Source organism: Streptomyces sp. NPDC048295, from assembly GCF_040652135.1.
GTDB lineage: Bacteria > Actinomycetota > Actinomycetes > Streptomycetales > Streptomycetaceae > Streptomyces.
In genome coordinates, this window is the sequence record NZ_JBEZLL010000048.1 from 24770 (window position 1) to 38839 (window position 14070).

Consider the following 14070-nt stretch of genomic DNA (forward strand, 5'->3'; position numbering starts at 1 on the left):
CACCGCTCGACCCGCCGGCCGGGGCCCGACGGCCTCGGCCGGCCCGCCTCAGCCGACCGACCGGAGAGCCTCGGCCAGGATCTTCGCGCCCTCCTCCGCCTCCGGGATGGTCAGCGAGAGCGGTGGTGCGATCCGCAGCACGCTGGTGTCGTGGCCGCCGCCCTTGCCGATGAGCAGACCGCCCTCGCGGGCCGCTTCGAGCACGGCCGCCGCCGCCTCCGGGTTCGCCTCGTCGGTGCCGGGCCTCACCAGCTCGATGCCGATCATCAGGCCCCGGCCGCGCACTTCGCGTACGCACTCGGAACCGGCGCCGATCGCCCGCAGCCGCTCGATCAGCAGACCGCCGACGCGCCGGGCGTTGCCCTGAAGATCGTGTTCGAGGAGGTAGGAGAGGTTGGCGAGACCGGCCGCCACGGTGACCGGGGAACCGCCGAAGGTCGAAATGGAGTTGGCGTCCAGGCAGTTCATGACTTCGGCGCGGGCCACGACACCGCCGATCGACATGCCGTTGCCGATGCCCTTGGCGAAGGTGAGGATGTCCGGCGGGCCGTTCTGCCCGTGCGCCTGCCAGCCCCAGAAGTGTTCACCGGTGCGGCCCCAGCCGGTCTGCACCTCGTCGGAGATCCACAGGACGCCGTGCCGGTCCAGGACCCGGCGGAACGCCGCGTAGAGGCCGTCGGGCGGTGAGGTGAACCCTCCGACGCCCTGGATGGGTTCGGCGATCAGGGCGGCCGGTGTACGGATGTGCCCGAGCAGGTCCTCCAGATCGGCGACGCACGCCTCGGTGAACTCCGCGTCGCCGAGGTGCGCGTAGGGCCCCCGGGTGCGCACCCCGCCGTGCACGTACAGCGTCTGCAGCGGCGACAGACTGGTCGGCGACCAGGCGTTGTTGCCGGTGATGGAGACCGCGGAGAACGATCTGCCGTGGTAGCTGTTGCGCATCGCGAGGATCTGGTTCGACCTGCGGTACGCGGTGGCGAGCAGCAGCGCCGTGTCGTTGGCCTCGGTGCCGGAGGTGGTGAAGAAGACCCGGGCGTCGGGGATGCCGGAGAGCGTGGCAACGCGTTCGGCCAGCTCGACCATGGGCCGGTTGAGATAGAGGGTGGAGCTGTGGATGATCCGGCCGGCCTGCTCGCCGACCGCCTTGGTCACCTCGGGCAGGGCGTGGGCGGTCATGGTGGTGAGGATGCCGCCGAAGAAGTCGAGGTAGCGCCTGCCGTCGGCGTCCCAGACGTGCCGGCCCTCGCCGTGGGTGAGCTCCAGCGGGCGCTTGTAGTAGAGCGCCAGCCAGTCGGGGCTGACGGCGAGGTGGCGATGGTGCAGGCTGCTCACGGCTCCACCAGTCCTTCGTAGGCGTCGGGGCGACGGTCCCGGTAGAAGGCCCACTGCTGTCTGACCTCGTCGATGAGCCCGAAGTCGAGATCGCGGACGAGGAGTTCCTCCTCCTTGTCGCTGGCGACCTCGCCGACGAACTGGCCGCGCGGGTCGACGAAGTAGCTGGTCCCGTAGAAGTCGTTGTCGCCGTACTCCTCCTGGCCGACCCGGTTGATCGCGGCGACGAAGTACTCGTTGGCCACGGCGGACGCGGGCTGCTCCAGCTGCCAGAGATAGCCGGAGAGGCCGCGCGAGGTGGCGGACGGGTTGTAGACCAACTGGGCCCCGTTGAGTCCGAGTTGGCGCCAGCCCTCGGGGAAGTGCCGGTCGTAGCAGATATAGACGCCGACCTTGCCGACGGCGGTGTCGAAGACCGGCCAGCCGACGTTTCCGGGCTTGAAGTAGTACTTCTCCCAGAACCCCTTGACCTGCGGGATGTGGTGCTTGCGGTACTTGCCGAGATAGGAGCCGTCGGCGTCGATCACGGCGGCGGTGTTGTAATAGAAGCCGGACTGCTCGACCTCGAAGACCGGCACGACGATCACCATGCCGGTCTCACGGGCGAGTTCCTGCATCCGGCGGACGGTCGGCCCGTCCGGGACGGCCTCGGCCCAGCGGTAGTGCTCGGGTTCCTGTACCTGGCAGAAGTAGGGGGCGTTGAACACCTCCTGGAAGCCGATGATCTTCGCGCCCTGACGGGCGGCCTCGCGCGCATGCTCCTCATGCTTGGCGATCATGGATTCGGTGTCGCCGGTCCAGGTCGCCTGGACGAGTGCGGCGCGAACGACTGGGGACATGAGCTGCTCCTTCGACGCGGCGTCAGAGAGCCTCAACGCGTTTCTACGCCCGTAGACACGTGCGTAGAGGAGAACGTAAGCCCCGTCACACAGCGGGGCAAGACCATCGCCGTGAACCGGCGGAGTCGATCATGTTTCACACCCGTGCGGTCCACACGCCCGGCCGGCCGGGTGTGCGGGAGCCGCCGAGGCGGGGCCCGTCGCTCCCCGCCCGGGGCCCCACCGGCGATGCCACCAGGACTTCTCCTCCTCGCCGGGACCGCCGTCCGCCGCCAGGTCCTCGTCGATGCCCGTGCACCGGCTCCCGGGCCGTCGCTCCCCCGCACCGGTTTGTATTCTCGGCAGGAGCCCCCTTCCGAGCGGCACCTGCGAGAGGAAACACCACCATGACCACCGAGCTGAGCCCCGACGCCCTGTCCGGGCTCCTCGACCGGGCCCGTCAGGACTACCAGGACCTGGCGGAACTGGGCCTCTCGCTGGACCTCACCCGGGGCAAGCCCGCCGCCGAGCAGCTCGACCTCTCCGAGGACCTGCTGAGCCTGCCCGGCAGGCGGCACACCTCGGCCGACGGCACCGACGTACGCAACTACGGCGGGCTGCAGGGGCTGCCCGAGCTCCGGGAGATCTTCGCCGGGGTGCTCCAGGTGCCGGCCGACCAGCTGATCGCCGCCGGGAACTCCAGCCTTGAGCTGATGCACGACTGCCTGGTGCACGCCCTGCTGAGCGTGGTGCCGGGCGCCGAGTCGCGCTGGGTGGACCAGGAGCGGATCGCGTTCCTGTGTCCGGTGCCCGGCTACGACCGGCACTTCGCGCTCTGCGAGCGCTTCGGGATCGACATGATCCCGGTGCCGATGACCGCCGACGGCCCGGACATGGACGTCGTGGAGCGGCTCGTCGCCGAGGACCCGACGGTCAAGGGCATCTGGTGCGTGCCGAAGTACAGCAACCCCGACGGCGTCTGCTACAGCGATGCGACCGTGGCCAGGCTCGCCTCGATGAACACCGCCGCTCCCGACTTCCGGATCTTCTGGGACAACGCCTACGCCGCCCACCACCTCACCGACGAGCCCGTCGGGATCGCCGATCTGCTCGCCGCCTGCGCCGGGGCCGGCAACCCGGACCGGGCCTTCGTCTTCGGCTCCACCTCGAAGATCACCGCGGCGGGCGCCGGCGTCGCGTTCTTCGGCTCGTCGCCCGCGAACCTCCAGTGGCTGCTCGGCAACAACTCCGCGCGTTCGATCGGCCCGGACAAGATCAACCAGCTGCGGCACGTGCTGTTCCTGCGCGACGCCGACGGGGTGCGTGGCCACATGGAGCGCCAGCGCGCCCTGCTGCAGCCCAAGTTCGAGGCGGTGGCCCGGATCCTGGACGCCGAGCTCGGCGGCACCGGGCTCGCGGCCTGGACCTCGCCCAAGGGCGGGTACTTCGTCACCCTGGAGGTGCCGGACGGCTGCGCCAAGGAGGTCGTACGCCGTGCCGCCGAGGCGGGCATCGTGCTGACCCCGGCCGGTGCCACGCACCCGTACGGCGACGACCCGCGCGACGCGGTCATCCGGATCGCGCCCAGCTACCCGGGGCTCGCCGAGCTGGAACAGGCGATCGCGGGGCTCGCCGTCTGCGTCAGGCTCGTGGGGTACGAGCAGCGGGCACGCTGAGCATCCCGTCAACTCCCGCCGCCTTTCTTCCCGTCCGGGTGATCTGCGGTATTTCGGGAGGATCCCGGATCGGTCTGGGCAGGCTCCAGACGACCGAATCCGGAAGGGGATGTGGTGGGACAGTCACGCGAGTACGGGCGCGCCATCAGCGAGGGGCCGACACCGGCCGATGCTGCGGGCGCGCCCGCCTTGCCCTATCCGAGCGGCTGGGCCGCGCTGGCGTTCTCCGAGGAGCTGCGGCCGGGCACCGTGCTCACCCGCCCGCTGGCGGGTCAGGACGTGGTGCTGTACCGGCTGGGCACGGGGGCGGTCCGCGCCATCCGCCCGTACTGCCCGCATCTGGGCGCCCACCTCGGTCTGGCGAGGGTCGACGGGGACGATCTCGTGTGCCCCTTCCACTTCTTCGCGTTCGGCCCGGACGGCACGTGCGTGCGCACGGGCTATGACACGACGCCGCCGCGGTCGCCGTTGTCACAGCTTCCGGTGCACGAGGTCAACGGCGCCGTGTTCGTCTGGCGGCATCACGACGGACGCTCTCCGGACTGGTTCATCCCCGACTGGCACAGGATCGGTCACCGGCCCGCGCGGAGCGCCGCCTGGGAGTTGGCCGGCAACGTCCAGGAAGTCATCGAGAACTCGGTGGACCTCGGGCATTTCGCCACCCTGCACGGATGGGACAGGGCCGAGATCGGCGGGCCCGTGGTCTACGACGACGCCACGTTCCATGTGTCCATGCGGGCCCACGAGTCGGCACCGCTGCTGGGCAGTTTCGTCGTCGACGTGGATGTGGACGGCTACGGACTCGGCTGTCTGCACGCCGATGTGCACACACCCCGGCTGGGACTGCGGATGTGCACGATGGTGATGCCGACGGCGATCGCGCCCAACCGGATGCAGTTCCGCCAGCTCAACCGCATCTCCTTCGCCGAGCCGGCCAGGCTGCCGGCCCCGCTCGCCCGCATGGTGAGCCGCACCGCGGCCAGACTGCTGGACCGCGCCGTCTTCAGGTCCAGTTGCGAATTCACCGCCGCGGACTTCCCGATCTGGCACCACAAGCAGTACCAGCAGCCGCCCCGGCTCGCTCCCGGCGACGGCCCGATCGGCCCGTTCCGGCGCTGGGCCCGGCGATTCTACCCACCGCAGCCCGGGAAGGACCGCGTGACGCGGCTCGATCACATCACGCAGGCCGACGGGGCCGAGGTGTCCTGAGAGCCGGTGGCGGACCGTGCGGCGCTTCGGGCAGGATCTCGCGCATGGTTTCGGTATTGCAGAACGTGGCGATCGACTGTGCGGATGCCTATGAGCTGGCCCGGTTCTGGAGTGAGGTGCTCGGTTGTCCGCTGCACCGGGACGACCGCCCGGGTGCGGCGGAGACCGAGGTGATGCTTCCGGAGGGCCCGCTGCTGCACTTCAACCAGGTGCCGGAACCGAAGACGATCAAGAACAGGTTTCACCTGTGCCTGCGTCCGAGGACCACGCGCGAGGAGGAGGTCGGGCGACTGCTGGACCTCGGGGCCACCCTCGTCGACGATCGCCGGGAACCCGATGGCGCCGGCTGGGCCGTTCTCGCGGACCCGGAGGGCAATGAATTCTGTGTTCTGCGCAGTGATTCCGACCGTGCGGCGATGTCCTCCTGAGGCTCGCGCGACCGCCGGATGCTCCGGGGTGGCTGCTGCCGCAGTCATGCGCCGATGCCCGCACATCGCCTCGTGACGCACCGCGGCCTCCGGAGCGCTCCCTCAGGGCGCACCCGCGATGCCCGCCACCCGCAGCGCGTGGGCGATGTCCCGTTCCCTGGCCGGTGACACCGCCCGGGCCGCGGCCAGCAGTCGCGGTACGAGGCGGCGCGGATCGCCCGCTGCGATCCGGGCCGCGTCCTGTGGAGTCCGTACACGGACGAAGGCGCCCAGCAACGCCTGCGCCTGTGTCCCCTGCCCCGCCCGCTCCAGGGCCACCACCGCGTCGGCGATCTCCCCGGCCGGCCTCGCCACCCCCTGGCGCAGCAGTTGTCCGCAGTCGTCGGGGCGTCCTGCGGCATCCAACGCGCCGGCGGCCGCGGCCAGTCCGGCGGGCGGCAGCGAGGACAGCTCCCACAGCAGGGCCGCCCAGTCCGCGTCGAGGCCCGCGCGGTGCAGTTCGACGGCGAGCACCGGCAGCCGTTGTGCGGGCCAGCCGGCCGCCTCGCAGAGCACCGCGTGCGCCTCGCCGCTGCGGCCCGCGGCCCGCAGCCGGCTGAGCCGCTCGACCACCCCCGCCGCGGCCCGGCGGACCTCCGGGTCCGGGGCTGCGGCACGGAAGGAGGGCGCGGACGCGTCGTCGTCGGCCGGGGCGGCGGCGAAGCGGGCTCCGCGCGGAACAGTGGCGGCGGTGGGCAGGACGGGGGCCGCCACGGCCGGGGCGTCGTCGGCGTCATCCACATCGAGCCCCGCGAACCGGGCACCGCGCGGCTTCCCTCGCCCGGGGGCGGCGGACCTAGGAGTCTCGGGTGGGACTTCCGGGCCGGGGTCGACGGGGCCGGACGCGGGGCCCTGCCCGGGGTCGGTCGTGGGGTCGGGGTCGACGGGGCCGGGCGTGGCCTCGACGACCCCGGCCGGCTCCTGCGGACCGAACCAGCCCTTCGGCACCGACACCGCGGCCAGCCGTGCGCGCAGTTCCGAGCAGCGGGCCGTGGCGCGTGCGTGGTCGTCCCTGGCCCAGGCGACCGCCTGCGTGTCGGGGGTGGTCGTGGCGTCGCCTCCGGCGCCCCGGAGGCGGCGGGCCGCGTGCTCCTGCTCCCGCAGCATCAGTTCCAGCCGCTCGACGAGCATCTGCCGCCCGCCCGGGCGCCGGTCATGGGCGGCCACCGAAGCGGCGTACAGCCCGGCGCCCCGGACCGACTCGCGTTGCGCGAACGCCGTGCCACGCACGGCCGCCAGGTCCTGGAGAAAGGACTCCATCACGTCCCAGGGCGGAATCTCGACGCCGTCGAGGCAGGCGCGCATCCCGGCAGGATCGCGTCGGCAGAAGAGGCCGTACCAGCCGCTCCCGGGATCCAGCAGCGCCACGACATCCCGCAGATACTGTGCGAACTCCCGTACTTCCCCAGCATATTGATGCTCTGTCATTTTCGCCCTCGCCGACGTCGGCCGGAGCCTTCCAGTCCGCGAGCATTCGACATCAGCCGTGTTACGCCACGGCTACGCGGGGTTTTCGAGCGCGATGCGGACCTGGCCGGGCCGCCGGGACCCTACCCCGCCAGTGGCACCGCTTCCGGCTCCGGGGCGCAGCGGGTGAGAATCTCGTCCATCGAGAGCCCGAGCGCCCCGGCCAGCGCCGCGACCGTGAAGAAGGCGGGGGTGGGGGCGCGGCCCGTCTCGATCTTGCGCAGCGTCTCGGCGGAGATTCCGGCGCTCGCCGCGATCTCGATCATGCTGCGGCCGCCGCGCGCCTCACGCAGCAGCGCTCCGAGCCGTTCGCCGCGGCGGCGCTCTTCCGGGGTCAGGGGCGTTCGTACCATGCCGTCATTCTAATACCGCTGAGACCGGTATAGTAATTGGCATGGTGCAGCTCAAGACAGACACATCCATCGAAGCCATGCGCGAGACCGGCCGGGTCGTCGCACAGGTCCTGACCGCCGCACGGCAAGCCGCGACGGCCGGCACCTCCCTGCGCGACCTGGACGAGGTCGCCCGCGAGGTCCTGCGCGAGGCCGGCGCCGGGTCGCCGTTCCTGAACTACCGGCCGCATTTCGCGCCCACCCCCTTCCCCGCCGTGATCTGCGCGTCGGTCAACGACGCGATCGTGCACGGCATCCCGACCGACCAGCGGCTGCGCGACGGCGATCTGGTGAGCATCGACGCGGGCGCGACACTGGGCGGCTGGGCCGGCGACTCGGCGATCAGTTTCATCGTCGGGCACGCCCGGCCCGCCGACACCCGGCTCGTCGAGACGGCCTACGAGGCGCTGGACGCGGGCATCGCGGCAGCGGTCGTCGGCAATCGGATCGGTGACATCGCGCATGCTATCGGCACGGTCTGCCGCAGTGCGGGATACGGCATCCCGGAGGGCTTCGGGGGCCACGGCATCGGCCGTTCGATGCACGAGGACCCGGCCGTCCCCAACGAGGGACGACCGGGTCGCGGCATGCCGCTGCGGCACGGGATGGTGCTGGCGATCGAACCGATGCTGATCGGTGGCGGAACGGACGACTTCCACCCGGACCGGGACGGCTGGACGCTGCGCACGACCGACGGCAGCCGCGCCGCGCACGCCGAGCACACGGTGGCGATCACCGACGACGGCCCGCGCATCCTGACCGCGTTGTGACGCCCGGGGACCGGCCCCGGCCCCGCTCTAGTTGTTCTGGATGAACTGCTTGGCGAGGGCGTCACCGGCGGTGACGGCGGCACTGTGGCTCTCGATCGGCGACACCTTGGAGTTCTTGAACAGGATGTAGGTGACGCCGGACTCGGCGCCGCCGGTCTCCGGGTCCGGGTCGATACCGAGGGCCTTGGCGGTGGCGTACGAGGCCTCACCGATGATCTTGTCGGGTCCGGTGTCGCCGACGACCGCGTACTCGACCTTGTTGTTGTAGATGACGGCGACGACCCCACCGCCCTTGATGCCGGCATCGCTGTAGTTCCAGATGCTGCTGATGCTCGGCACGACGACGTACGGCAGCTTCTCGGCGTTCAGCGGCTTTCCGGCGGAGGTCTCGAACGCCGTTCCGTTCTGGAACCACGGGTCGGTGTCCTCGTTGCAGGCGGCGGTGATCTCGCCGTCGCAGTCGATGTCCATGTCGGCCTTCCAGAACACGGCGCCGTTCTTGCCGCAGACCGGAATGGTCGCCGACGTCTCTTCGTCCGTACGGTACTTGCCGTTGGATATCTGCGAACACGAGGTGACCTTCGCGAGCAGATCGGCCGCGCTGACGGAACCCTCCTTGAGGTCCGCCCCGGCGGGGCCCGCGCCCCTGGCCGGACCGGCGTGGGCGACAGGGGCCAGGGTGACGGCCGCGAACAGGGCGGCGCCGGAGGCAGCGAGGGCGAGCGTTCGGGTACGCACAGTGGGGGTGCCCTTCCATTAGGAAACTTTCCTTTCCGACGCGCACAACATGGCCCCGGTCGGATGCCGCCGTCAAGACCACGGGGCCGGTTCCCCGTGAACGATCACAGAGAACCGGCCCCGCTCAAAGCATTATTGACGATACGTCAGTTCAGGCGATGGCTCACGCCGTCATGGACGTCCGCTCGGGTCGACGACCATCGCCGAGCCCCCGCCCCGGCGCACCTTCTCCGCGGCCGCCAGCCACCGTCCGTCCGGCAGCCGCTGCACGCCCGTGGCCGCCCCGATCTCCGGGTTGAGCTTGAAGGCATGCCCCAGCGACTCCAGCTGCGCCCGGATCGGGCTGTTCCACAGCCCCGGTTCGAGCTCCGTCGTCGCCGAGTTGCGCTGGCTGGCGCGCGGTGCCGCGATGGCGTCGACCAGCGGGAGCCCCCGGTCGACCGTGCCGATCAGCGACTGGAGCACGGTGGTGATGATCGTGGCTCCTCCCGGCGAGCCCAGCGCCAGCACCGGCTCGCCGTGCTTCAGCACGATCGTCGGCGAGATGGACGAGCGCGGGCGCTTGCCCGGACCGGGCAGGTTCGGGTCGTGGACGGCGGGGTTGGCGGGCGCGAACGAGAAGTCCGTCAGCTCGTTGTTGAGCAGGAAGCCACGCCCCGGCACGGTGATGCCGCTGCCGCCGGTCTGCTCGATCGTCAGGGTGTACGCGACGACGTTGCCCCACTTGTCGGCCGCGGTCAGGTGGGTGGTGTTCTCCCCCTCGTACGTCGTCGGGGCGGCTGTTCCACCGGCCTCGCAGTCGGCCGGATGGGTCGGGTCGCCCGGCGCGAGCGGGCTGGTCAGCACCGCGTCGTCCTTGATCAGGCACTCCCGCGCGTCGGCGAACCGCTGGCTGAGCAGCCCCCGCGTCGGCACGTCCTCGAACGCCGGGTCGCCCACCCAGCGCCCGCGGTCCGCAAAGGCGATCCGGCTCGCCTCGATGTAGCGGTGCAGATACCGCGCCTCGCTCGCCTTCGAAAGGTCCGTGGACTCAAGGATGTTGAGCGCCTCGCCGACGCTCGTGCCGCCGGACGAGGAGGGCGCCATGCCGTACACGTCCAGGCCGCGGTAGCCGGTCTTCGTCGGAGCCTGCCGCAGCGCCCGGTAGGACCTCAGGTCCTTCGCCGTGAGGTCACCGGGCCGCACCACCCGGGTGGCGTTCGGGTCGACGGGCGGATTGCGGACGGTCCGTACGACGTCGTCGGCCAGCTTGCCCCGGTACAGCTCGTCGACGCCCTTGCGGCCCACTTCTTCATAGGTGCGCGCCAGGTCGGGGTTCTTGAACACGGAGCCGACCACCGGCAGTTGGCCGCCGGGGAGGAAAAGCTTCCTGGTCGCCGGGAAGTCGGTGAACCTGGCCTGGTTGCCCTCCGTCTGCGAACGGAACGTGCTGTCGACGACGAAGCCGTCCCGGGCCAGCCGCTCGGCCGGCTTCAGCACCTGTCGCAGCGACTTGCTTCCCCAGGAATCGAGCGCGGTGTCCCAGGTGGCCGGGGTGCCCGGCGTACCCACGGCCAGGCCGCTGGTCACCGCCTCGTCGAAGGCGAGCGGTTTGCCGTTCTCCAGGAACAGCGAGGAGTCCGCGCTGCGCGGCGCGGTCTCCCGGCCGTCGATCGTCTCCACGGTGTGTTTCCTGGCGTTGTAGTAGACGAAGTAGCCGCCTCCGCCGAGGCCCGCCGAATAGGGCTCGGTCACGCCGAGCGCCGCCGCGGTCGCCACGGCCGCGTCCACCGCGTTGCCGCCCTTGCGGAGCACCTCGATGCCGGCGGCCGAGGCGTCCGCGTCGACACTGGCCACCGCCCCTCCGTAGCCCACCGCGACAGGTGACTTGGGCGGCGGAGCCGACGGTGGCGCGGACGAGGACGGGGCAGCCGCCCCGACCGTGACGACAGCGGCGAGAACAGCCGACAACGACACATTCCGCGCAACGGAACGTCGCATGCGCACCTCCAGTGCAGGATCGTCCGCGCAGGGTAACGCCGTGCCGCCCGCCCCGTCAGGTCCACCGTGAAGCCGGGTCCGGATGCCTGCCGGAACGCCCGCCATGACCGACACGTACGCAAGTCGGCTGGTGGTCGTGAAAGCCGCAGGCATCAGCGCTTCTTGGGCTGGATCGCGCGTTGCTTCGGCCGAATGCCTCGCCAGGCGCTTACCGGACGGGACGATACCCACCTGGCGAGGAAGTCCACTCGGACACACACGGGCAACTGCCTGCTCCTAGCGCCCTCTCAGGAGCGGTCCACCTCGTCGAGGAATGCCCGCATGACGTCCTTGAAGCGCTCCGGTTCCTCCAGGTGCGGCAGGTGACTCGATTCCTCGAAGATCTCCCACCGTGCGCCCGCGATGTGGTCCATGAAGGGCTGCACCGTGGCCGGCGTCGCCTCGTCGTACCGGCCGGAGATGAGGAGCGTCGGCACATCGACGTCGGGGCAGTGGTCGATGACCGACCAGTCGCGCAGGGTGCCATTCACATGGAACTCGCTCGGCCCGTTCATCGCGTAGTAGACCGTGGGGTCGTTGTACACCTCGTAGAAAGAGGCCAGGTAGTCCCGCGGCCAGGGGGCGAGGCGGCACACATGACGCTCGTAGAAGGGCCGCATGGCCGCGTAGTACTCATCCGTGTCGGTGGTACCGGCGGCCTCGTGCCGGAGGAGTGTTTCGTTGACGCCCGGCGGGAGCTGGTCCCGGAGGAGTTTGGCCTCCTGGAGCCAGAGGGGGTAGGAGGCCGGGGAGTTCGCGATGACCAGGCCCCGCAGTCCGGCCGGGCGTGCCGCTGCGTGCCGGGTGATCAGCATTCCGCCCCAGGACTGGCCGAACAGTACGTAGTTGTCGGCTATACCGAGGCGTTCCAGCAGGTTGTCGAGTTCTGCGGCGAACAGGTCGACCGTCCAGAAGTCCGCCCCGCGGTCGGGCAGATGGGTGGAGCCTCCGTTCCCGATCTGGTCGTAGTGCACGACCGAGCGTGCGCCCTCGGCGAGTTCGCTCAGGTTCTGGAGGTAGTCGTGCGTGGAGCCGGGGCCGCCGTGCACGACGACGAGAGCCGGCCCGTCGGCTCGGGGGTCACCCGTCACCCGGTACCACGTCTCGTACTCGCCGAACGGCACAGTCCCCTTCGCGCTGGGTGCCACAGTCACGTCGCTTCGCCTCGTCTCTTGTCGCTCGCGGATAGGAGCGATGGGTCTCGTGTATCGGAGCCGCAGCCGGCTTCCCGGCGTTCCGGCTGCCGATGGGCCGGTCGGCACTCATCGGCCTTCGTGCTTCATTGCGCGATCGTTCGCCGTGGCCCGGGGACTTCGCCCAGACGGATCCTTGTCGGGAGCCCTGGCGGAGCCCGGGCCGGTCGTCATCGCCGGGCAGCTCCCCTACGGCCGCGCTGCCCGGCATTCGTCACTCCTCGCTAATCGGCCGTGGCCTGGAAGGTCTCGGAATCAAGCCACTCGTCGATGACCTGCGCGGTTTCCTCGGCCCGGTCCTCGACGAGCGTGAAGTGGTTGGCCCGTACCGTCCGCAGCGTGTGCGTGGCCTCCCACGGCTCCGCCCGGCCGTCGGCCATCTCGGGCGAGGGGTCGTCACCGTCCGGGACGAAGGACTGCGTGCACTGGACGAAGAGCACCGGGGACTCGACCGCGGTGAGCGGCAACTGCGGCACCAGCTCCACCCAGCGGCCCATCGCGGAAAGCCTGCTGCTGTCGAACTGCCCGAACGCCGATTCCTTGTCGAACATGCCCAGTGCGAGGTCGTCCATGGGCACACCGTCACCGCCGCCGTCGTGCACCTTGAAAGTGTCGAGCAGGATGACACCCGCAGGGCTCGCGCCGCATTCCTTTTCGAGGTATCCCGCTGTGGCGTAGGCGAGGGTTCCGCCCGAGGAGTATCCGAGCAGGACGAACGGTTCGCCGTCCGCGGCTTGCAGCACACTCCGGGCGAGCGCCTGGACCGCGGCGTCCGACGATGTGGGCAGGCTCTCTCCCGCGACGAATCCGGGAACGGGCAACGCCGAGATCTTGCGTCGGCCGCCGAAGTGGGACACCAGCCGCGCGTGCTGGTGGACGCCGCCCGTGGCCATGGGAGTGCTCAGGCAGATCAGGTGCGGTCCGTCGGATGAATCCGTGAGCCGTACGGCGGAGGGCAGTTGGTCGATCTCGTCAGCCGAGGCGAAGCCCGGTCGGATGCCGGCCGCTGCCTGCAGAAGAGCGAAACCCTTGTCGGCCTGTCCGGCCACAACTGCGGAATGGAACAGATCGCGCAGCGTCTCGGGAGCCCGGCCGGTCGAGTGGGCAGCGGTCCCGGCCCTGACGTCGTCGACGGCCTCCACGGCGTCCTGCTCTGTCGCGCTGCCGTCGTCCGCCTGGAGCCCGGAGGCCAGGAATTCCGTACGCAGGACCCTGGCCAGTTGCGCAGGGCTCTTGCTGTCGAAGACCACCATGGGGGGCAGTCGCAGCCCGGTGTCCTTCATCAGTGCGTTACGGAGTTCCATCGCGCTCAGCGAGTCGAAGCCCGACTCCAGGAAGTCACGCTCGGGGTCGAGGGCATCCGCGCTGCTGTGGCCGAGGAGAGCGGCGGCCCGCTCCATGACCAGTGACCCGAGGACGGCCTCCTGCTCGGCTTCTCCCGCCTGCGCGATCCGGTGTCGGAGCGATGCGGTGTCCGTCCTGGTGACGGACGTGCGTCGTCGGGTGGTGGTGGGGGCGAGGTCGCGGAGGAGCGCGGGAATCGTGTCGGTACGTGTACGGAGAGCCGCCACATCGATGGGCAACGGCAGAACCGCCGCCCGGCCCGACGCGAGTCCCGCGTCGAACAGCGCCAGCCCCTGAGCCGGATCCAGCGCAGGAAGTCCCTGACGCTTCATCCGCTCCAGATCCGCCTCACCCAGCCACTGCCCCATCCCCGCACCCGACCACAGGCCGTAGGCGAGAGATGTGGCCGGCAGACCCTCAAAGCGCCGCTGCACCGCCAACGCGTCCAGGAACACGTTCGCCGCCGCATAGTTCGCCTGCCCCGCCGCCAGCACGGAACCACCCGCCGACGAGAACAGCACGAAAAACTCCAGCCCACACGAACGCGTCACCTCATGCAAATACCACGCACCATCCGCCTTCGCACCCAGCACACGATCCAACCGGCCCGCATCCATCGAACCGATCAACCCGTTGTCACCCGCA

Annotated in this window: 12 protein-coding genes; 4 read left to right on the plus strand and 8 right to left on the minus strand. The window is 70.5% G+C overall.

Features of this window, described 5'->3' with window-relative positions:
• Positions 1 to 48 precede the first annotated feature (48 nt).
• Both AB0D53_RS39915 and AB0D53_RS39920 read right to left on the minus strand, forming a co-directional pair.
• On the minus strand, positions 49 to 1332 hold the full coding sequence (locus AB0D53_RS39915) for an aspartate aminotransferase family protein (protein WP_362454270.1): 1284 nt from the start codon (positions 1330 to 1332) through the stop codon (positions 49 to 51).
• The gene (locus AB0D53_RS39920; RefSeq protein ID WP_072486071.1) at positions 1329 to 2171 is read right to left on the minus strand and encodes a nitrilase-related carbon-nitrogen hydrolase; all 843 of its coding nucleotides are present in this window, start codon (positions 2169 to 2171) and stop codon (positions 1329 to 1331) included. Before AB0D53_RS39920 ends, AB0D53_RS39915 begins: the two co-directional genes overlap by 4 nt.
• Positions 2172 to 2557: 386 nt before the next feature.
• On the opposite strand from AB0D53_RS39920, the gene AB0D53_RS39925 reads away from it, so the two are divergent.
• From AB0D53_RS39925 to AB0D53_RS39935, 3 genes are all read left to right on the plus strand, one after another.
• Positions 2558 to 3826, plus strand: a complete 1269-nt coding sequence (locus tag AB0D53_RS39925) for an aminotransferase class I/II-fold pyridoxal phosphate-dependent enzyme (RefSeq protein WP_362454271.1) — start codon at positions 2558 to 2560, stop codon at positions 3824 to 3826.
• Positions 3827 to 3940: 114 nt separating this feature from the next.
• On the plus strand, positions 3941 to 5035 hold the full coding sequence (locus AB0D53_RS39930) for a Rieske 2Fe-2S domain-containing protein (RefSeq protein WP_362454272.1): 1095 nt from the start codon (positions 3941 to 3943) through the stop codon (positions 5033 to 5035).
• A 44-nt stretch (positions 5036 to 5079) separates the two neighbouring features.
• Positions 5080 to 5463, plus strand: coding sequence for a VOC family protein (locus AB0D53_RS39935; protein WP_362454273.1), 384 nt, complete (start codon positions 5080 to 5082; stop codon positions 5461 to 5463).
• A 102-nt stretch (positions 5464 to 5565) separates the two neighbouring features.
• Here the strand turns inward: AB0D53_RS39935 and AB0D53_RS39940 are convergent, their stop codons facing one another.
• Positions 5566 to 6930: a hypothetical protein gene (locus AB0D53_RS39940; RefSeq protein WP_362454274.1), complete on the minus strand. Its 1365-nt coding sequence runs from the start codon at positions 6928 to 6930 to the stop codon at positions 5566 to 5568.
• Positions 6931 to 7052: 122 nt separating this feature from the next.
• The gene (locus AB0D53_RS39945; protein WP_072486073.1) at positions 7053 to 7322 is read right to left on the minus strand and encodes a helix-turn-helix transcriptional regulator; all 270 of its coding nucleotides are present in this window, start codon (positions 7320 to 7322) and stop codon (positions 7053 to 7055) included.
• A 41-nt stretch (positions 7323 to 7363) separates the two neighbouring features.
• On the opposite strand from AB0D53_RS39945, the gene map reads away from it, so the two are divergent.
• A complete protein-coding gene (map, locus tag AB0D53_RS39950) occupies positions 7364 to 8131 on the plus strand; it encodes a type I methionyl aminopeptidase (protein ID WP_362454275.1) in 768 nt (255 codons plus the stop codon).
• A gap of 27 nt (positions 8132 to 8158) precedes the next feature.
• Here the strand turns inward: map and AB0D53_RS39955 are convergent, their stop codons facing one another.
• From AB0D53_RS39955 to AB0D53_RS39970, 4 genes are all read right to left on the minus strand, one after another.
• On the minus strand, positions 8159 to 8869 hold the full coding sequence (locus tag AB0D53_RS39955; protein WP_362454276.1) for a glycoside hydrolase family 75 protein: 711 nt from the start codon (positions 8867 to 8869) through the stop codon (positions 8159 to 8161).
• A gap of 171 nt (positions 8870 to 9040) precedes the next feature.
• The gene (gene ggt / locus AB0D53_RS39960) at positions 9041 to 10849 is read right to left on the minus strand and encodes a gamma-glutamyltransferase (protein WP_362454277.1); all 1809 of its coding nucleotides are present in this window, start codon (positions 10847 to 10849) and stop codon (positions 9041 to 9043) included.
• A 287-nt stretch (positions 10850 to 11136) separates the two neighbouring features.
• A complete protein-coding gene (locus tag AB0D53_RS39965; protein ID WP_362454278.1) occupies positions 11137 to 12042 on the minus strand; it encodes a proline iminopeptidase-family hydrolase in 906 nt (301 codons plus the stop codon).
• 263 nt (positions 12043 to 12305) lie between these two features.
• A complete protein-coding gene (locus tag AB0D53_RS39970; RefSeq protein WP_362454279.1) occupies positions 12306 to 14054 on the minus strand; it encodes a KR domain-containing protein in 1749 nt (582 codons plus the stop codon).
• Between the last annotated feature and the right edge of the window lie 16 nt (positions 14055 to 14070).